This window comes from Nocardia sp. NPDC004068 (assembly GCF_042874315.1).
Taxonomy (GTDB): Bacteria; Actinomycetota; Actinomycetes; order Mycobacteriales; family Mycobacteriaceae; genus Nocardia.
Genome location: NZ_JBIAMW010000004.1, coordinates 183,257 through 202,738, shown reverse-complemented (window position 1 = coordinate 202,738; position 19,482 = coordinate 183,257). Strand labels below are relative to the sequence as shown.

Genomic DNA, 19,482 nt, shown 5'->3' with positions numbered 1-19,482 from the left:
CGCTCCCGCTAACCCAGCTGGATCGAGCGCTTGGCCAGGCCGTGCCAGAAGCCGTCGATCACGCTGCGGCGCACCGAGAGATCGGCCTCGCCCGCGCCGAGCGCGACGAACAGCGGGGCGAAGTGCTCGGTGCGCGGATGCGCGCGGCCGGCGGCGGGCGCGGTGTGCCGGAAGTTCAGCAGCGCGTCGACATCCCCGGCGGCGACGGCCCGCGCACCCCAGTCGTCGAACTCCCGCGACCAGCCCGGGGCCTCGTCCGCGGCGGCGTCGCGGCGCATCTCGCTCAGATTGTGGGTGAAGAAGCCGCTGCCGATGATCAGCACGCCCTCCTCGCGCAGCGGCGCGAGCCGACGGCCGAGATCGTAGAGGCCCACCGGATCCAGGGTGGGCATGGACAGTTGCAGCACGGGGACGTCGGCCGCGGGATACATCTCCACCAGCGGCACGTACGCGCCGTGATCGAGGCCGCGCTCGGGCGCCTCGTGCACGTTCGGGCCGAGCAGCGCGCGCACCTTCGCCGCCAGTTCCGGTGCGCCGGGCGCGGGATAGCGGACGGCGTAGTAGTGCTCCGGGAAGCCCCAGAAGTCGTAGGTCAGCGGCACCGTGGTGGTGGCGCCGAGGGTGACCGGGGCGTCCTCCCAGTGCGCCGAGACCACGAGAATGGCCGTGGGCCTGGGCAATTCGGCCGACCACTCGGCCAGTTGGCCCGGCCAGACCGGATCGTCGGCCAGCGGCGGCGCGCCGTGGCTCAGGTAGACGACCGGCATCCGTTCCCGAATCGCGCTGTGCGACATGATGTTTCCTCGTTCATCCGATCAGACGTATGGTGTGCCCGGTGTGCTCGGCCTTGGCGCGCAGATACCGCAGATTCGAGGCGGTGGCGTGCACCCCGGTGGGGACGGTGGCCCGCACCTCGATGCCGTGCGCGCGCAACTGCCGCGGCTTGTCCGGATTGTTGGTGAGCAGATCGACCGTGCCGACGCCCAGCGCGCTCAGCATCTGCGCCGCGGCGCGGTAGTCGCGGCCGTCCTCGGGCAGGCCCAGGGCGGTATTGGCCTGATAGGTGTCCAGGCCCCGGTCCTGGAGGGCGTAGGCGTCGAGCTTGTTGTACAACCCGATGTCGCGGCCCTCCTGCCGCAGGTACAGCAGCACGCCGCCGACCTCGCCGATGCGCCCGGCGGCCTCGCGCAGCTGCGCGCCGCAGTCGCAGCGCGCCGACCCGAACACGTCCCCGGTCAGGCATTCCGAATGCAGCCGGACCAGCGGCGTTCCCGTCGGCTCCCCGAGCAGCAGCGCGAGATGTTCGCGGCCGTCGCCGAGTCCGTCGAAGGTGACCGCCTCCGCGTCCGTCGAGTAGCCGTCACCGAAGGTGAGCGGGATGCGCACGCGGGTGCGGACCGTTGCCGTAACTGTCATGGCTGCTCCGAGGTCGGGGACGCTTCGTTCAAATTTGAACGGATGGCGTCCGGTCGATATTCCATCGGGAACAACCGGCGGTAACCTCGGCCCATGAGCGTTCCGCGCTGGCTGAGCGAAACCGAGCGCCGCGCGTGGCTGGCCTTCCTCGCGGCCGCGGGCCTGCTCGATCGGCGCCTCGACCAGCAGTTGGAACGCGACGCCGGGCTCTCGCACCTGCAATACGCGATCCTGGTCGAACTCGTCGCCGCGCCCGAGCACCGGTTGCGGATGAGCGATCTGGCCGCGACCCTGCTCGCGTCCAAGAGCAAACTCACCTATCAGATCGATCGGCTCGAGCACGCCGGTCTGGTGCGGCGGCATTCGTGTGCCACCGATATGCGCGCGGTCTACGCGGTGCTCACCGAGGCCGGGCAGCGCGCGCTGGAACGGGCGGCGCCCGGCCATGTGGCGACCGTGCGGGAATTGTTCATCGATGTGCTGACCCCCGAACAGATCTCGGCCCTCGCCGACGGATTGGGCGAGGTCGTGCGGCGGCTGCGCGACGAGCACTGAACGGATCCCGCCGCCCGGTTACGATGCCACCGCATATTGTCGGGTGATCAGGTATCGGAGAACTGAACCAATGACCGAGCAGGCCGTCTCAGCAGCCGTCGTCCGCAACGACGCGCAGCACCGCTACGAGGTGTGGTACGGCGACAAGCTGGCCGGATTCGCCGAGTACCGCGAACGCGACGACGACATCGCGTTCATCCACACCGAGGTCGACTCCGAATTCGGCGGTAAGGGTCTGGGCGGCGTCCTCGCCCGCAACGCGATCGACGACGCGGTGCGGCGCGGGAAGCCCATCGTGGCGCGCTGCGCGTTCATCAAGGGCTGGCTGGACAAGCATCCGGAATACGATGAACACGTGGTCGGCAAGGGCATCCAGCGATGAGCGACCTCGAGGTCGCACCGGACGCGGCGGTCTGCCGGGCCGCCGCGCCGCCGGGCCCGCGTGCGGAGTTCTACCCCGCGCGCGAGGTGCCGCTGGGCGGGGTGCGCGGCGTCACCGTGAAACGCGTACTGCCGCAACGTGATCTGCCGACCGTGGGCGCGTGGTGCTTCCTCGATCTGTTCGGTTCCACCGCGCCCCGCACCGAACTGCCCCCGAACATCGATCCGCATCCGCACATCGGGTTGCAGACGGTCACCTGGCCGTTCGAGGGACGGATCCGCCACCGCGACAGCGTCGGCTCCGATGTGGAGATCGAACCGGGCCAGCTCAACCTGATGACCTCCGGGCGCGGCATCGCGCATTCGGAGTACACCGTGCCGGGCGCGCCCGCGGGCCGGGGCCTCCAGTTCTGGATCGCGCTGCCCGAGGATCGGCGCGGCATCGAACCGCATTTCGAACAGCATCGCGACCTGCCCGAGCTGACGTCGCCGGGCCTGCGCGCCCGGGTGCTGCTCGGCACGCTGGCCGGGGTGAGTTCCCCGGCCGTGACCTACACCCCGCTCGTCGGCGCGGATCTCACCGTCGCGGCCGGGGCGGACGAAACCCTGCCGCTGACAACGGAATTCGAGTACGCGGTGCTGGTCGTCGACGGTGAGCTGACCGTCGCGGACACGCCCGTCACCCCGGGCCCGCTGCTGTATCTGGGCAGCGGCCGGGACACGCTGCGGCTGCGCAGCGCGGGCGGCGCGCACGCGGTGCTGCTCGGCGGGGAGCCGTTCGCCGAGGATCTGGTCATGTGGTGGAACTTCGTGGGGCGCGCCCACGACGAGATCGACGCCGCGCGCACCGCGTGGGAAACCCACGACACCAGCCGGTTCGGCGATATCGCCGGGCACACCCCCGCCCAGCGCATCCCCGCCCCGCCGTTGCCGAATCTGCGGCTGACACCGCGCCGCCGCCGCGTCGGCGGACCGCACCTATAGCTCGGCGGAGGTCTCCGTCGAATCCAGCAGCGACTGGGTGCCGATGACGCGCAGCAGATCCAGTTTGTCCTGCGCGTCGCCGCCCGGACGCGGGTAGAGGACCAGCACGCTCTGGGTGGCGTTGGGCGTGATCAGGGTCTCGCACACCAGATCCAGCAGGCCGACCTTCGGATGCTCGATGCGCTTGGTCTTCGAGATCCCCACGGCCACTTCGTGTTCGGTCCACAACCGCTCGAATTCCGGACTGGCCGAACGCAATCGGCTGACGAGCTCGGTCACGTCGGCGTCGCCCGCGCGCCGGGCGGCGGTGGCGCGCAACGCCGCGACGTGCTGGCGGGTCATGCGGGCGCGATCCTCCTCGGGAATGGCCGACTCCTCGCGCGGATGGGTGAACCAGCGCCACAGCAGATACCGATCCAGCCCGGTGTAGCGGGTGGCGTCGCCGGTGACCAGGACGTGCATCCGGTTCTGCGCCAGCACCTCGCCCAGATCCGAGACCACGCACGCCGGGGTGTCGTCGAGCTTGTGCAGCAGGTAGAGCAACCCCGGGCTGACGTGCCGGTTCCCGCCGCCGCGGGTGGGCGCGGGGTGGCCGCACAGGTGGAACAGGTGGTCGCGCTCGTCGTCGGTGAACCGCAGCGCCCGCGCCAGCGAACTCAGCACCTGAACAGACGGATTCGGGCCGCGGGCCTGTTCGAGCCGGGTGTAGTAGTCGGTCGACATGCCCGCGAGCAGGGCCACCTCGTCGCGCCGCAGACCGGGCGTCCGCCGCCGCGCGCCCGGCGGCAGACCCACGTCCGAGGGCTGCAACTGCTCGCGGCGGCGGCGCAGGAAATCGGCGAGTTCGGGGCGGTCCATCCCTCCACTGTGCCCGGCGCCGCCGGGCCGAACCAGGGATCGCCGGTCCCCCGATCGGCGGTCTCTGCCGGGTCCCCGGATCGGCGGGCAGGATTCCCGGTATGACGAACATCGAGAAAGTACGGCTCGGCACGACCGGACCCGAGGTGAGCCGCATCGCCCTGGGCGCGATGGGGATGTCGGGCAGCTACGGGCCCTCCGACGAGACCGAGTCCGCCGCGACGATCCACGCCGTCCTGGATTCGGGCGCGAACCTGATCGATACCGGCGACTTCTACGGTCACGGCCACAACGAGATGCTCATCCGCCGCGCGCTGGCCGATCGCAAGCGCGAGGACTATCTGCTCAGCGTGAAGTTCGGCGGCCTGCGCGCGCCCAACGGCGAATTCGTGGGCTTCGACTGCCGACCCGCGGCCGTGCGCAACTTCCTCGCGTACTCCCTGCAACGGCTGGGCGTCGACCACATCGACATCTACCGCCCGGCCCGCCTGGATCCGGCCGTGCCGATCGAGGACACCGTCGGCGCGATCGCGGACATGGTCGAGGCGGGGTACGTGCGCCACATCGGCCTGTCCGAGGTCGGCGCGGAGACGCTGCGCCGGGCCGCGGCCGTGCATCCCATCGTCGATCTACAGATCGAGTACGCGCTCGTCACCCGCGGCATCGAGCGGGAGATCCTGCCGACCGCGCGCGAACTGGGCATCGGCGTCACCGCCTACGGGGTGCTCTCGCGCGGTCTGCTGAGCGATTCGATCCGCGCCGGACAAGCCTTCGCGCCCACCGACTTCCGCGCGCACAGCCCCCGCTTCCAGGGCGAGAACCTGACCGCGAATCTGCGGCTGGTCGAGGAGTTGGGCGAGATCGCCGCCGCGCACGGGGTGAGCGTGGCCCAGTTGGCGATCGCCTGGGTCCTCTCCCGCGGCGACGACATCGTGCCCGTCGTCGGGGCGCGCCGACCCGAGCGCTGGGCCGAGGCCGTGGCGGCGCTCGACATCCGGCTCTCACCGGAGGATCTGGCGCGGATCGAGGCGGCGGTTCCGGCCGATCGGGTGGCCGGGGACCGGTACGCCGCACCGCAGATGGCCATGCTCGACAGCGAACGCTGAGGCCCGCGTCCGCTTTCCGCCACCGATCCCAGCAACACTTCTGCTCACGCCGCGCACCCGGTAGGTTCTTCCGAAAACACGCGGGGGCCGAAGTGAGAGAAGCGCGATGAGGATCACGAGAATGGTTGCGGCGGCGGCGCTCTGCGCGAGCGTGGTGGTGGGTTCCGCGGGCGTCGCGGCGGCCGCGCCGGAACCGGAGAACCGGCCGGCGCTCGCGGTGCGCGGGGACGACCGCGGCGTCGGCTACGAGGTCGCGCTCAGCGACGACAGCCGCTCGGCGGTCGGCACGCTCACCGCGGGCCGGTTCCTGGCCACCTGGGACGCGGAAACCGTTGCGGTGACCGATGATTCGGGCCACCTGCTGGCGAATCTGCCGCTGCGCTTCGATGTCGCGGGCACGCGGGTCGAACTCGCGCCCGTGATCGACGAGGCGGGACGGCGGCTGACCCTCACCCCCGTGGGGGAGAGCGCGGGCCCGCTGCGCGATATCGACGCCCAGCAGCGGCTGTTCGATATCGTGCAGCCGCACCTGGCCGCCGTGGGCACCGGGGCGGCGATCGGCGCGGCCCTCGGATTCGTGATCGGATTCCCGTTGGGGCTGTTCGTCCTCGACTTCATCACGGTGCCGATCACCACCGTGCTCGGCGGCGCGCTCGGGGCCGTCGCCGGGCTCTACGCCTCCGGCGGCCAGCCCGCCGTCGACGCCGCGACCGCGGCCCTCACCGAGATGGTCACCGGCGCGGGCGAATCACCGCGGTGAATTCGGCCGCGGCGACGCGCTTTCCGTCGCCGTCGGTGATGTCCACCGGGACGAGCAGTTCGATCGGCGTGCGGGCCCGGATCTCGGCCCGCATCCGATCCACCTGTGCCACACCGAGATCCGAGGTCGCCGCGAACGGCCCCGCGGAACCCTTGGCGCGCGCGAGATAGTCGATCCGGCCGTCGCGCGCCACGATGAAGGTCTCCCCCATCAGATCCACGATCCCGGAGACCGCCGCGCCCATGGCCGCGGTCTCGGCAAGGCCGAACAGCATGGCGGCGTGCAGATCCCCGTTGTGATTGAGGTGTTCCGGAGTCGGGGTCATCGTCACCACACTGCGCCCCGGCCCGTACCCCGCGCCCTCGATCCCCGCGAAGCGGATGAAGCCCAGCTTCTTGAAACCGGCCATCACCAGCTCACCCAGCGCCGCCGCGTCGGTCATTCGCCGCTCCCGTCCGAATTGAAACCTGTTCCAGTTTTTCATACCGGCTCGGCGCGGCGTTGTCCACGGCGGGCGGGATCCGGGAAATTCGGGCGGGATTCTGAAACGATCTCTAGTCAGAGCTTTCCGATTCTGACTAAGCTACGTTTCACTGCGCCGTAGCCGCAGCCCGAACCGGGTCCCCGACCCCCGAAGCCCCAGGAACACAGCATGCTCGCACTGATCGCCCTCATCGACTCCAACTCCGCCGGCACGGTGAACAGCACCAGCGTCTTCACCAACATCATGAACCTGTTCGTCTCCGGCTCCTCGGGCTCGACGACCCAGGGCGGCGGCATCTTCCACTGACCCCCGGGGCCCTCCCCCGATTTCGATGGAACCGCGGGGCGTTACGCTGCGTCCTACTGTTCGAGACCGAAATGTCCGATAGGTAGTCGGGAGGGGAGGGCACCGCCCTATGCGACGGATCCGCGCGTTCGGCTGGGCTGTGGTCACCTGTTGCGCGGTATCCGCGTGCGGCGGTGGGGATTCCGGTGAGCGGGCGACGGCCGCCGCGACCACGGCCACGCCCGCCCGGCCGTCGATCCGGGTATCCGTTCCGCCCGCCCCCGCGCAGACCGGGACGAAGCAGGTGCGGTTCGATCCGTGCGTGGAGATCGGCGACGAGGTGGTCGGCCGGTTGGGATTCGATCCGGGGACGCGGGAACGCGATTCCGGGGAGATGGCCACGGATCTGCTGACTTCCATCGGGTGCGATTTCAATCGGGTGGCGGTGGTGGACGGGGAGAAGATCATCACGGGCAGCGTCGCGCTGATCTCCTCGAACGACACCCTCGCGGAGATCCGAAGCGACAAGGCCCGAAACTTCCTCGGCGACGAGCCGATTCGCGGCCGCCCGGCCCTGGTGTACAGCACGCCCCAACTCCCGGGTATCTGCACGGCGAGCATGAGCGCTCCGGACGGCGTGTTCGAGGTCAACTTGATCGTGTTCCCCGGCCCGGTGCCGGTGCCGCCGCCCTGCGACGAGATCCGTTCGCTGGCCGAGGGATTCGCGGCCGCCCTCGACGGTAAGTAGCGGCGGTGGCACGTCTGATTCGATGGATTCGCGGTCGTGGGATCGCGTATCAGATCATCAAGATCATTCTGCTGCTCGTGGTGGCCGTCGCGACCGTCAGTGTCGCCGCGTGGATCGGCAACCCGCACACGAACCACGCGGGCGGCGGCGAACAGCGGCCGACCGCCTGGACGGCGCCGCCCGAGCGTTTCGGCACCACGGATCCGCCGTTGCCTTCCGGATTCCCCTCCATGGAGTTTCCGCCGCCGATGATCCAGGCCCCCAAGGGAAGTCCGCAGCCGGTACCCACGAGATACGGCCTCACCTACAGCGTGCCCGGGAACGCGGATTGGCGGCCGAGCAATACCATGGTGACGGGCTGGACGAATGAGGTCAGCCACGAGCGGATCGCCACCTTCGGCGCGGTGAGCGATTACGGCTACGGCTACTGCCGGGAGCACGACGGATCGGCGCTGGCCAATATCGGCGTCCACGGCAGAACCGGTGTGGACCTCGAGCAGGCGGCTCGGGAAGACGTGGACAAGGCGCGGCTGATCTTCTCCGACGAAACCGGCGGCCGCACACCGGAAGTCACCGTCGACGGTCCCGTTCGATTCACGATCTCCGGTCGACCGGCGATCAGGTTCACGGCGCGGCTTTCCGGTGTGCCACAGAAATATTCGTGTGATCCCACGCGGGTCGACTACGACATCATCGCCACTCCGGCCTATTCCTCCGCCGAAACGGCGGTGTTCATGATCGAGCATCACCTCGGTCTGCCGAAGTCCCTGAGCGACAAGGATATCGACGCGTTGATCGATTCACTGAGGAAGACGACGTAAGAACGAGGCAAGGGCATATCGAATGATCGAGGACTTCAAAGCGGACCCGAGGGAAATCGCCGGGCTCGGCAGGCTCGTCGCCGAGATCGGCGACGACATCAGCCGCGCGGCGACGTTCGTCGGACAGGAGGGCAGACCCGCCGAATGGCTGCGCGGACCGATCATCGATGACCTCCTGATGCCCCTGCACCAGGCCGCCGAATGCACCCAGCAGCGCATGGGCAGCATCGGCAGCACCACGAGTACGACCGGCGCCGAGCTGAACAAGGCGGCCTGGTTGTACTCGGACCAGGAGAAGAAGAACTACGACGCGCTCAACAATCACACGTTCCTCGGCCCGGTGGGTCCGGGCCGGCCGAACACCACGAGCGCCGATGTCGAGGCGCCCGGATTCACGGAGGCGTACTCCGAGGCGGCCTCCTACGCGAAGCCCGAAGAGTTCAAGTTGGAGAAACCGCAGGCCAACAAGGAGGACACCGTCGCGCTGATCGCCGAGGTCGCTCCCGTTCTCGGCGATATGAACGAGACGATCAAGAGCATCACGAGAACCGCCGGAAACGAGATAGATCCGCTGGGTAAATGCCTCGAGCCGATTCCGGGGAACTGGAACGAGGTGCGCCGGATCGGTGAGGCGTACAAGGCCGCGGGCAACGCGTTGGAATCCTCCGGTAAGAACCTCGAGGCCGGACTGTCCCGGATCGACCCCAAATGGGACGGCAAGGCGGCGCTCTCGTTCAACGATTGGGCGAACCGGCAGATCGCGGCGATGAAATGGGAGGGTCCGGTCGGCCGCGTCGTGAGCGATGTCCTCGGCGTGGTGGCCGACGAGATCCGCGGCGCGATCAAGACCGTGCTGCAGAAACTCTGGGGGATTCTCGAGAGTCAGATCGACTTCACCAGCGTCAAAGGCATTTTCAAGACGATCGGCAAGAAGATCCCGATCGTCGGGCAGGTCTACGAGATCGTGGATCTGGGCCGGAAACTGTTCACCATCGTCACCGAGGCCCTGAAACTGGTGAACCACATCCGGATCCTGGTCGACAAGGTCAACGCGCTCCTGGACTTCATCAAGGATCCGCTGAACAAACTGAAGGACAAGGCGCAGCAGAAGCTGGACGACACCATCGCACCGTTCAACGACGCGTTGGCGAAGGCGTCGAAGAAGGTGGCCGTCACCGCCGACCTCGCTCGGATAGCGCAGGTGAACTCCACGCTCGACAGACCGCAAGCGGGCTATGACGTCGGCTCCGGCACGACCCCCTGGGACGACGCGTGAGCCCGCGGTGGGGCCGCCGGGACGAGCCCGATCTCGACCCGACCGTCGAGGCCCTGGCCCGCGAGGTCATGAGCGCCGTCGACGACTTGCGCACGGCCCGAATCAGATTGGACGTCCTCGATGTCGACGCGCTGCTGCGCGAACCCACGATCGTCACCGAGGATTTCATGGCCGCCCTCGCCGATGCCGAGGCCGCCTCCCCGGCCCTGCGGGCCTATGCCGAGCGGGTGCGGGCGGGTGAATGTGGTTGGGCGGATATCGAATCGCTCGCGCGGCCGGTGCCGCCGGAGGTGGCGGAGTTGAAGGGCTCGCCGCGGTTCGTGTGGGTCTGGGAGGTGCGGGCCGCGCCGCCGGAGCCGCCGCGCGGGGGCCTCGGGGAGGGGGTGGTGGGGCCGAGCGACTGGCCCGACGACTTCGACGAGTATCCCGGGGACGAACCCTGGTGGTTGCGCTGAACAACGCTTCGGCCCCCGCTCCGGAATCGGAGCGGGGGCCGAATGTCGTTGTCTACCAGGTGGTTACCGGTAGTCGCTGAAGCCGTAGTCGTCCAGCGGCACCGCGGCACCCGTGGTCTGGCCGAAGCCGTCGGGGGTGTAGTAGGTGTCGTCGTAGGACGGGACGGCGTAGGCGGCCGCGCGGGCCTCCTCGGTGGGCTGAACCTGGATGTTGCGGTACCGGTTGATGCCGGTGCCCGCGGGGATCAGCTTGCCGATGATCACGTTCTCCTTCAGGCCGATCAGCTTGTCGGAGCGGCAGTTGATGGCCGCGTCCGTCAGCACTCGGGTGGTCTCCTGGAAGGAGGCCGCCGACAGCCAGGAATCCGTGGCCAGCGACGCCTTGGTGATACCCATCAGCACCGGGCGGCCGGCCGCGGGCTCGGCGCCCTCGGCCACCACGCGACGGTTCGACGCCTCGAACTCGGCGCGCTCGACCAGCGAACCGGGCAGGAACTCCGTCGCGCCCGAGTCGATGATCGTGACGCGACGCAGCATCTGGCGGACGATCACCTCGATGTGCTTGTCGTGGATGGACACACCCTGCGACCGGTAGACCTCCTGGACCTCGTGGACCAGGTGGACCTGCACCTGACGCGGACCCATGATGCGCAGCACCTCGTGCGGATCCGCCGAGCCCTCCAGCAGCTGCTGGCCGACCTCGACGTGGTCGCCGTCGGCGAGCAGGCGCTCGGAGCCGTCGTCGTGCTTGAACACCCGCAGCCGCTGCCGCTTCGACAGCTTGTCGTAGAGCACCTCCTCCGAACCGTCGTCCGGAATGATGGTGATCTTGTAGAAGCGGTCGTCGTCCTCGAGCCGCACCCGGCCCGAGACCTCCGCGATCGGGGCCTTGCCCTTGGGGACACGGGCCTCGAACAGCTCCTGCACGCGGGGCAGACCACCGGTGATGTCGTCACCGGCGACACCACCCTGGTGGAAGGTGCGCATGGTCAGCTGGGTGCCGGGCTCACCGATGGACTGGGCGGCGACGATGCCGACGGCCTCGCCGACGTCCACCAGCTTGCCGGTGGCCATCGAACGGCCGTAGCACATCGCGCAGACACCGGTCGCCGAGGTGCAGGTCAGCACCGACCGCACCTTGACCTCGGTGACGCCGGCCTCGAGCAGCGCGTCGATCGCCGGATCGCCGATGTCGTGGCCCTTCTCGACCACCACGTTGCCGTTCGCGTCGATGATGTCGATCGCCGCGGTCCGGGCGTAGGTGCTGGTCTCGACGTGCGGGTCGCGGATCAGCGTGCCGTCGGCCATCTTCTCCGCGATGCGGACGTTGATGCCGCGCTCGGTGCCGCAGTCCTCCTCGCGGACGATGACGTCCTGCGACACGTCCACCAGACGACGGGTCAGGTAACCCGAGTCGGCGGTGCGAAGCGCGGTGTCGGCCAAGCCCTTTCGCGCACCGTGGGTGTTGATGAAGTACTCCAGCACCGTCAGGCCCTCACGGAAGGAGGACTTGATCGGCCGCGGGATGAACTCACCCTTCGGGTTGGTCACCAGACCCTTCATGCCCGCGAGGGTACGGGTCTGGGTGAAGTTACCCGTGGCGCCCGAATCCACGATCGTGATGATCGGGTTGTCGGCCGGGTAGTGCGCGCGCAGCGCCTTACCGACCTCTTCGGTGGCCTCCTGCCAGATCTTGACCAGGGCGTTGTTGCGCTCCTGATGATCGAGCGCACCACGCTGGTACTTCTTCTCGATCTGATCCGACTGCGCCTCGTAGCGCTCCATGATCTCGGTCTTCTCCGGCGGCACCAGCACGTCGGACATGGAGACGGTGACACCGGACCGGGTGGCCCAGTAGAAACCGGCGTCCTTGAGCTTGTCGACGGTCTGCGCGACCACGATCATCGGGTAGCGCTCGGCCAGATCGTTGATGATCGCGGCCTGCCGCTTCTTCGGCATCTGCTCGTCGATGAACGCGTAGTCCGCGGGCAGCAGCTCGTTGAAGATGACCCGGCCCAGCGTGGTGATCGTGGTCCAGGCGTCGCCGCGCTGCCACCCGTCGGGGAACAGCTCGGCCTCGACGTTCTTCGGCGGGCGCTGATCGGTCAGGCGCACCTTGATCCGCGAGCGCACGGTCAGCTCGCCGCGGTCGACGGCCATCTGGGCCTCGGCCGGGGAGGAGTACACGCCGAACTCCGGCTCGTCCGCGGTGGCTTCGCGGTACTCGCCCTTGGCGCCCTCCTCCATGCGGGTCAGGTAGTACAGGCCGGTCACCATGTCCAGGCGGGGCATGGCCAGCGGGCGGCCCGACGCCGGGGACAGGATGTTGTTCGAGGACAGCATCAGGATGCGGGCCTCGGCCTGCGCCTCCGCGGACAGCGGCAGGTGCACGGCCATCTGGTCACCGTCGAAGTCGGCGTTGAACGCCTCACAGACCAGCGGGTGCAGCTGAATCGCCTTGCCCTCCACCAGAAGTGGTTCGAAGGCCTGGATACCCAGCCGGTGCAGGGTGGGCGCGCGGTTGAGCAGCACGGGGTGCTCGGCGATGACCTCTTCGAGGACGTCCCACACCTGCGGCCGCTGCCGCTCGACCATCCGCTTGGCGGACTTGATGTTCTGCGCGTGGTTCAGGTCGACCAGCCGCTTCATGACGAACGGCTTGAACAGCTCGAGCGCCATCAGCTTCGGCAGACCGCACTGGTGCAGCTTCAGCTGGGGACCGACGACGATGACGGAACGGCCGGAGTAATCGACGCGCTTGCCGAGCAGGTTCTGACGGAAGCGACCCTGCTTGCCCTTGAGCAGATCCGACAGCGACTTCAGCGGACGGTTGCCCGGTCCGGTGACCGGACGGCCGCGGCGGCCGTTGTCGAACAGGGCGTCCACCGACTCCTGCAGCATCCGCTTCTCGTTGTTGACGATGATCTCGGGCGCGCCCAGATCGATCAGTCGCTTGAGGCGGTTGTTGCGGTTGATGACGCGGCGGTACAGGTCGTTCAGGTCGGAGGTCGCGAAGCGGCCACCGTCGAGCTGCACCATCGGGCGCAGTTCCGGCGGGATCACCGGGACGGCGTCGAGGACCATGCCCATCGGCGAGTTGCCGTTGGTCTGGAACGCGGCGACGACCTTCAGGCGCTTGAGGGCGCGAAGCTTCTTCTGGCCCTTGCCCGTTCGGATGGTCTCGCGCAGGTTCTCGGCCTCGGCCTCGATGTCGAAGTTCTCCATGAGCTTCTGGATCGCCTCGGCACCCATGGCACCGGTGAAGTACTCGCCGTAGCGGTCCTGCAGCTCGCGGTAGAGGACCTCGTCCACGATCAGCTGCTTGGGAGCCAGCTTGGTGAAGGTGGTCCAGATCTCGTCGAGCCGGTCCAGCTCGCGCTGGGCGCGGTCGCGCAGCTGACGCATCTCGCGCTCGCCGCCGTCCTTGACCTTGCGGCGCACATCGGACTTCGCGCCCTCGGCCTCGAGCTCGGCCAGGTCGGCCTCGAGCTTCTGGGCGCGGGCCTCGAGATCGGCGTCGCGCTGATCGGCGACGGCCTTCTTCTCGACCTCCATCTCCGCCTCGAGGGTGGAGAGTTCGTTGTGGCGCAGCTCGTCGTCGACGGTGGTGATGACGTAGGCGGCGAAGTAGATGATCTTCTCGAGATCCTTCGGCGCCAGGTCCAGCAGGTAGCCCAGGCGCGACGGGACGCCCTTGAAGTACCAGATGTGGGTGACCGGCGCGGCCAGCTCGATGTGGCCCATCCGCTCACGCCGCACCTTGGCACGGGTCACCTCGACGCCGCAGCGCTCGCAGATGATGCCCTTGAAGCGCACGCGCTTGTACTTGCCGCAGTAGCACTCCCAGTCCCGGGTGGGACCGAAGATCTTCTCGCAGAACAAGCCGTCCTTCTCCGGCTTGAGCGTGCGGTAGTTGATGGTCTCCGGCTTCTTGACCTCACCGTAGGACCAGTTACGGATGTCTTCGGCGGTGGCCAGGCCGATCCGGAGTTCATCGAAGAAGTTGACGTCTAGCACGTAACTTCCTTTCCCCTGTTCGGGTTGAGTTTCGAGCAAAATTCGCTAGTCATCAGCTCACTGCGCCAGATCGTCGACCGTCGCAGCCTCGTTGCGGGACAGGTTGATTCCCAGGTTCGCCGCGGCGCGCTCGAGGTCCTCGTCCTCGCCCTCGCGCAGTTCGATCGCGGCGCCGTCGGACGACAGCACCTCGACGTTCAGGCACAGGGACTGGAGTTCCTTGAGCAACACCTTGAACGACTCCGGAATGCCCGGCTCGGGGATGTTCTCGCCCTTGACGATCGCCTCGTACACCTTCACGCGGCCGACCACGTCGTCGGACTTGATGGTGAGCAGTTCCTGCAGGGTGTAGGCGGCGCCGTAGGCCTGCATGGCCCAGCACTCCATCTCGCCGAAGCGCTGACCACCGAACTGCGCCTTACCGCCCAGCGGCTGCTGGGTGATCATCGAGTACGGACCGGTCGAGCGCGCGTGGATCTTGTCGTCGACCAGGTGGTGCAGCTTCAGGATGTACATGTAGCCCACGGCCACCGGGTACGGGAACGGCTCGCCGGAGCGGCCGTCGAACAGCACGGCCTTACCGTCGGAGTTGACCATCGTCTCGCCGTCGCGGTTGGGCAGCGTCGAGCCGAGCAGGCCGGTGAGCTCCTCCTCCTGGGCGCCGTCGAACACCGGGGTGGCGATATTGGTGTCGGCGGGCTGGCCGATCATCTCCTCGGGCAGGTTCTTCGCCCACTCGGGCTCGCCCTCGACCTGCCAGCCGCTCTTGGCGATCCACCCGAGGTGGGTCTCCAGGATCTGGCCGATGTTCATACGACGCGGCACACCATGGGTGTTCAAGATGATGTCGACCGGGGTCCCGTCGGGCAGGAACGGCATATCCTCCTTGGCGAGGATCTTGCCGATCACACCCTTGTTGCCGTGGCGACCGGCGAGCTTGTCGCCGTCCTGGATCTTGCGCTTCTGCGCCACATACACCCGGACCAGCTCGTTCACGCCCGGCGGCAGATCGTCGTCGTCCTCGCGGGAGAACACGCGGATACCGATCACCTTGCCGGACTCACCGTGGGGCACCTTCAACGAGGTGTCGCGGACCTCGCGGGCCTTCTCACCGAAGATCGCCCGCAGCAACCGCTCCTCCGGCGTCAGCTCGGTCTCACCCTTCGGGGTCACCTTGCCCACCAGGATGTCACCGTCACGAACCTCCGCACCGATACGCACGATGCCGCGCTCGTCCAGATCGGCGAGCACCTCATCGGACACATTCGGGATATCGCGAGTGATCTCCTCCGCACCCAACTTCGTGTCCCGGGCGTCGATCTCGTGCTCCTCGATATGGATCGAGGTCAGCACATCCTCCTCCACGAGACGCTGCGACAGGATGATCGCGTCCTCGTAGTTGTGACCCTCCCACGGCATCACCGCGACGAGCAGGTTCTTACCCAGGGCCATCTCACCGTTCTCGGTGCACGGACCGTCGGCGAGAACCTGACCCTTCTCCACCCGCTGACCCTCGTCCACGATCGGACGCTGATTCGCGCAGGTGCCCTGGTTCGACCGCGCGAACTTCCGCAACCGGTAACTGCGCCGCGTGCCGTCGTCGTGCATGACGGTGATGTAGTCGGCCGAAACCTCTTCCACCACACCGGGTTTGTCGTTCACGACCACGTCACCGGCGTCGACCGCGGCGCGCAGTTCCATGCCGGTGCCGACGAGCGGCGACTCGGAACGGATCAGCGGCACGGCCTGGCGCTGCATGTTCGCGCCCATGAGCGCGCGGTTGGCGTCGTCGTGCTCGAGGAACGGGATCATGGCGGTCGCGACCGAAACCATCTGGCGCGGCGAGACATCCATGTAGTCGACGTCCTTGGCCGGGACGTACTCCATCTCCTCGTTGCCGCGGCGGGCCAGGACCCGGTCCTCGACGAAGGTGCCGTCCCGCTCCACCGGCGAGTTCGCCTGGGCGCGGATGTGACGGTCCTCCTCGTCGGCGGTCAGGTACACGACCTCGTCGGTGACCCGGCCGTCGACGACCTTGCGGTACGGGGTCTCGATGAACCCGAACGGGTTGACCCGCGCGTACACCGACAGCGAGCCGATCAGGCCGATGTTCGGGCCTTCCGGGGTCTCGATCGGGCACATGCGGCCGTAGTGCGAGGGGTGCACGTCGCGGACCTCGAGGCCCGCGCGCTCACGGGACAGACCGCCCGGGCCCAGCGCCGAGAGGCGGCGCTTGTGGGTCAGACCCGACAGCGGGTTGTTCTGGTCCATGAACTGCGACAGCTGCGAGGTGCCGAAGAACTCCTTGATCGCCGCCACCACGGGCCGGATGTTGATCAGGGTCTGCGGGGTGATCGCCTCGACGTCCTGGGTCGTCATGCGTTCGCGCACAACGCGTTCCATGCGCGAGAGGCCGACGCGGATCTGGTTCTGGATCAGCTCGCCGACCGTGCGCAGGCGACGGTTGCCGAAGTGGTCGATGTCGTCGACCTCGACGGGCACCTCCACGCCGCCGGGGGCGGTCATCTCCTTGTCGCCCTGATGCAGGCGGACCAGGTACTCGATGGTGGTGATGATGTCGTCGCGGGTCAGCACCGAACCGGTGATCGGCTCGCCCGGGTTCAGGCCGAGCTTCTTGTTGACCTTGTAGCGGCCGACGCGCGCGAGGTCGTAGCGCTTCTCCTTGAAGAACAGGTTCTCCAGCAGGGTCTGCGCGGACTCCTTGGTCGGCGGCTCGCCCGGACGCAGCTTGCGGTAGATGTCCAGCAGCGCCTCGTCCTGACCGGCGGTGTTGTCCTTCTCCAGGGTCGACATCATGATCTCGGAGAAGGAGAAGCGCTCGACGATCTCCTCGGTGGTCATGCCCAGCGCCTTGAGCAGCACGGTGACCGGCTGGCGGCGCTTGCGGTCGATGCGGACGCCGACGGTGTCGCGCTTGTCCACGTCGAACTCGAGCCACGCCCCGCGGCTCGGGATCACGCGCACGCTGTGCAGGGTCTTCTCGGTGCCCTTGTCGATGGTCTCGTCGAAGTAGACGCCCGGCGAGCGGACCAGCTGGGAGACGACGACACGCTCGGTGCCGTTGATGATGAACGTGCCCTTGTCGGTCATCATCGGGAAGTCACCCATGAAGACCGTCTGGGACTTGATCTCACCCGTGTTGTTGTTGATGAACTCCGCGGTGACGAACAGCGGCGCCGCGTAGGTCATGTCCTTGTCCTTGCACTCCTCGATGGAGGCCTTGACCTCTTCGAAGCGCGGATCGGAGAAGGACAGGGACATCGATCCCGAGAAGTCCTCGATCGGCGAGAGCTCCTCGAGCACCTCCTCGAGCCCGCCGAACGGGTTGACGTCGCCGCGGGCGATCGCCTTCTCCCGCCAATCCGGCGAACCGATCAGCCAGGCGAACGAATCGGTCTGTAGATCGAGAAGACCCGGAACCTCGAGAGGCTCACGGATCTTCGCGAAAGACACCCGCTTCGGGGCTCCGGGGATACCGGCCTTGGTCTGGGTGGAGACTGCCAAGATGCGTCCTTCCAGCACCTCACGCGCGTCGCGTGGTGGTCCGCGACCGTCGCTTGTCTTTGCTACTTGGAGATTCCCGCTGGTAGCACCCCAGAACGAACCCCAAACAGCAAAAGACGGAAGTAACACCTCGGCGGTGGAACTTTCGTAGTGTGATCGAGGTATGGACAGAGGGCAGCCAGCGCAACGTCCAAACCTACACCCCTGAAGAGAGGGTGTCAAAGTACCACCCGAGCCGAGTTCCAAACAGTTGGCGCGCCGGACCCGTTTCCGCTGGCTGCGTGCGGGCTCGTCGGCTGCGTCTCAACCGGGGCACTCGACCCTGTGACAGCTGCCGCTGTTGTGAATAGCGTGACTGGTCGGACGACACTCGTCAAGTGGCGGGGCCGCGAAAACGGGCACGAGATCGCCTGTGGCGCTGGTAGATCTCCCGCTGACCTCAGCGATCGGGGAGATCGCTGGCGAGCCAGCGGTCGCCCACCTTCGTCAATCGGACCAAGATCGGACCCGTGGCGCTCTGCTGCACGGCGCCGTCCTTGGTCAGTCCGACGGTCATGTTCGCGATGACCTCGGCGTTGTCTTTGGTGAGGAAAGTCACACCGATGGGGTCGGTACGGATGTCGGCCTTGGTGCCGGTCTGCTGGACGGCCTGCACCACGGTGTCGAGATATTTGTCCGAATCGGCGAGCGCCTTGCCGGTCAGGACCTTCTTGGCGGCGTCCTTGTAGCCGCCCAGATTCGCGGCGTCGGTGCCGTAGACCGTGGCGAGCACCTGCGCGGTCGCGGCCTTGACCTGTTCGGTCTCGGCATTGTCGAGGAAGGCGCGATTCGCGTCGTCCACACCCGGCCGGAACGCGGCCGTCACCGCGACCGCGGCCAGCAGCAACGCGGCGACCGCCAGCAGGATCGCGGGCCGCCAGCGCGACGTGGCCCGCGTCCGGTCCCGTGTCGGCAGCCGCCACGCCCGCGCGCCCGCGGACCGGTCGGCGGGCGGACGCTGGACGGATCGGCGCTGTTCGGCCGGACCCGGACGCCCCGCCACCCGGCGGGTGGCGGTCTTCTTCGCGGGCGTCTTCGCGGCCGGGCGGCGGCGCGAGACGCGATTGATCGGTCGGCGGGATTCCGTCATGGTGGCCTCCTACGGTCCCGGCGTCGGGGTGGGCGCGGGCGTCGTGGACGGCGCGGGCTGGGCGCCGGGCTGGGGCGCCGGGGCGGCCGCGTCGAGCGAGACCGGTTCGGCGACGGTCTGGACCTGTTCGGCCTTCCACACGTCCCCGGTCTTCACCATGTCGATCGCCCAGGTGAAACGCAGTCGCTCCGAGGGCTTTCCGGGACCGGCGGAATCCACCTCCAGCACGACCAGCGTCGAGGCGTGGTCGCGTTCGCTGTTCAGCTGGGTGAGCGCGGCGTTGAGCACCTTCGAGGTCGAGTTCACCCCGCCCGCGACGGCCCGCTGCTTCATCTGGTCCTTGTTCTTGTCGGCGGTGTCGAGCAGATCGCCGGTCATCGACGAGCGGGCGGTGCCCAGCGACCCGTCGACGTCGTCGAGTTTCAGGGTGGTGATGTTCACCGCCGCCTGCCGCGCCCCGTCGAGGGCGGCGTCCCGGGCGGCCGCGCGCGGGCCGTCGGTGAACCAGGCCGCGCGCGCCCAGCCGAATCCGAACCACAGCGCGGCCACCAGGGCCACGGCGGCGGCGACCGCCGCGACGGCGGTCAGCACCGTCGGCAGCCGGGATGCCGACGATTCGCCGGACGGGACCGGCTGGGTCGGCGCGGGCGGCGTAGCGGTATCGGGATCGGAACTCACAGCG

The 19,482-nt window shown here is 68.1% G+C and carries 18 protein-coding genes; 10 read left to right on the top strand and 8 right to left on the bottom strand.

Features of this window, described 5'->3' with window-relative positions:
* Positions 1 to 8: 8 nt before the first annotated feature.
* Complete coding sequence (locus ACFYTQ_RS11955; protein WP_387359627.1) at positions 9 to 794, bottom strand: dioxygenase; 786 nt, start codon at positions 792 to 794, stop codon at positions 9 to 11.
* Between the two features lie 13 nt (positions 795 to 807).
* Positions 808 to 1,416: a GTP cyclohydrolase II gene (ribA, locus tag ACFYTQ_RS11950; protein ID WP_387359625.1), complete on the bottom strand. Its 609-nt coding sequence runs from the start codon at positions 1,414 to 1,416 to the stop codon at positions 808 to 810.
* Positions 1,417 to 1,509: 93 nt separating this feature from the next.
* Here ribA and ACFYTQ_RS11945 point away from each other — a divergent pair, with 93 nt between their 5' ends.
* The 3 genes from ACFYTQ_RS11945 (at position 1,510) to ACFYTQ_RS11935 (ending at position 3,336) form a co-directional block, all read left to right on the top strand.
* The gene (locus tag ACFYTQ_RS11945) at positions 1,510 to 1,971 is read left to right on the top strand and encodes a MarR family winged helix-turn-helix transcriptional regulator (protein WP_387359622.1); all 462 of its coding nucleotides are present in this window, start codon (positions 1,510 to 1,512) and stop codon (positions 1,969 to 1,971) included.
* 70 nt (positions 1,972 to 2,041) lie between these two features.
* The gene (locus tag ACFYTQ_RS11940) at positions 2,042 to 2,353 is read left to right on the top strand and encodes a GNAT family N-acetyltransferase (protein ID WP_387359620.1); all 312 of its coding nucleotides are present in this window, start codon (positions 2,042 to 2,044) and stop codon (positions 2,351 to 2,353) included.
* The gene (locus ACFYTQ_RS11935) at positions 2,350 to 3,336 is read left to right on the top strand and encodes a pirin family protein (protein WP_387359618.1); all 987 of its coding nucleotides are present in this window, start codon (positions 2,350 to 2,352) and stop codon (positions 3,334 to 3,336) included. The genes ACFYTQ_RS11940 and ACFYTQ_RS11935 overlap by 4 nt, the downstream gene beginning before the upstream one ends.
* Here ACFYTQ_RS11935 and ACFYTQ_RS11930 read toward each other — a convergent pair.
* The gene (locus tag ACFYTQ_RS11930) at positions 3,331 to 4,194 is read right to left on the bottom strand and encodes a helix-turn-helix transcriptional regulator (protein WP_387359616.1); all 864 of its coding nucleotides are present in this window, start codon (positions 4,192 to 4,194) and stop codon (positions 3,331 to 3,333) included. The genes ACFYTQ_RS11935 and ACFYTQ_RS11930 overlap by 6 nt on opposite strands.
* A 101-nt stretch (positions 4,195 to 4,295) precedes the next feature.
* On the opposite strand from ACFYTQ_RS11930, the gene ACFYTQ_RS11925 reads away from it, so the two are divergent.
* Positions 4,296 to 5,300 carry an aldo/keto reductase gene (locus ACFYTQ_RS11925; protein ID WP_387359613.1) on the top strand — a complete coding sequence of 335 codons (1,005 nt, stop codon included), beginning with the start codon at positions 4,296 to 4,298 and terminating at the stop codon, positions 5,298 to 5,300.
* 106 nt (positions 5,301 to 5,406) lie between these two features.
* Positions 5,407 to 6,060 (top strand): hypothetical protein, encoded by a 654-nt coding sequence (locus ACFYTQ_RS11920; RefSeq protein ID WP_387359611.1) that lies wholly within the window; start codon positions 5,407 to 5,409, stop codon positions 6,058 to 6,060.
* Here ACFYTQ_RS11920 and ACFYTQ_RS11915 read toward each other — a convergent pair.
* Complete coding sequence (locus ACFYTQ_RS11915; RefSeq protein ID WP_387359608.1) at positions 6,032 to 6,502, bottom strand: PaaI family thioesterase; 471 nt, start codon at positions 6,500 to 6,502, stop codon at positions 6,032 to 6,034. The genes ACFYTQ_RS11920 and ACFYTQ_RS11915 overlap by 29 nt on opposite strands.
* Positions 6,503 to 6,712: 210 nt before the next feature.
* On the opposite strand from ACFYTQ_RS11915, the gene ACFYTQ_RS11910 reads away from it, so the two are divergent.
* From ACFYTQ_RS11910 to ACFYTQ_RS11890, 5 genes are all read left to right on the top strand, one after another.
* A complete protein-coding gene (locus tag ACFYTQ_RS11910; RefSeq protein WP_387359605.1) occupies positions 6,713 to 6,850 on the top strand; it encodes a hypothetical protein in 138 nt (45 codons plus the stop codon).
* A 109-nt stretch (positions 6,851 to 6,959) separates the two neighbouring features.
* Complete coding sequence (locus ACFYTQ_RS11905) at positions 6,960 to 7,577, top strand: DUF3558 domain-containing protein (RefSeq protein WP_387359603.1); 618 nt, start codon at positions 6,960 to 6,962, stop codon at positions 7,575 to 7,577.
* A gap of 5 nt (positions 7,578 to 7,582) precedes the next feature.
* Positions 7,583 to 8,398 carry a hypothetical protein gene (locus ACFYTQ_RS11900; protein ID WP_387359601.1) on the top strand — a complete coding sequence of 272 codons (816 nt, stop codon included), beginning with the start codon at positions 7,583 to 7,585 and terminating at the stop codon, positions 8,396 to 8,398.
* Between the two features lie 22 nt (positions 8,399 to 8,420).
* The gene (locus ACFYTQ_RS11895; protein WP_387359599.1) at positions 8,421 to 9,674 is read left to right on the top strand and encodes a hypothetical protein; all 1,254 of its coding nucleotides are present in this window, start codon (positions 8,421 to 8,423) and stop codon (positions 9,672 to 9,674) included.
* Entirely contained in the window at positions 9,671 to 10,129 is a 459-nt protein-coding gene (locus ACFYTQ_RS11890) for a hypothetical protein (RefSeq protein ID WP_387359597.1), read from the top strand. The genes ACFYTQ_RS11895 and ACFYTQ_RS11890 overlap by 4 nt, the downstream gene beginning before the upstream one ends.
* 63 nt (positions 10,130 to 10,192) lie before the next feature.
* Here the strand turns inward: ACFYTQ_RS11890 and ACFYTQ_RS11885 are convergent, their stop codons facing one another.
* From ACFYTQ_RS11885 to ACFYTQ_RS11870, 4 genes are all read right to left on the bottom strand, one after another.
* Complete coding sequence (locus ACFYTQ_RS11885; RefSeq protein ID WP_387359595.1) at positions 10,193 to 14,146, bottom strand: DNA-directed RNA polymerase subunit beta'; 3,954 nt, start codon at positions 14,144 to 14,146, stop codon at positions 10,193 to 10,195.
* 57 nt (positions 14,147 to 14,203) lie between these two features.
* Positions 14,204 to 17,689, bottom strand: coding sequence for a DNA-directed RNA polymerase subunit beta (locus ACFYTQ_RS11880; RefSeq protein WP_387359593.1), 3,486 nt, complete (start codon positions 17,687 to 17,689; stop codon positions 14,204 to 14,206).
* A 421-nt stretch (positions 17,690 to 18,110) separates the two neighbouring features.
* Positions 18,111 to 18,800, bottom strand: coding sequence for a hypothetical protein (locus ACFYTQ_RS11875; protein ID WP_387359591.1), 690 nt, complete (start codon positions 18,798 to 18,800; stop codon positions 18,111 to 18,113).
* Between the two features lie 9 nt (positions 18,801 to 18,809).
* Complete coding sequence (locus ACFYTQ_RS11870) at positions 18,810 to 19,478, bottom strand: hypothetical protein (RefSeq protein WP_387359589.1); 669 nt, start codon at positions 19,476 to 19,478, stop codon at positions 18,810 to 18,812.
* Between the last annotated feature and the right edge of the window lie 4 nt (positions 19,479 to 19,482).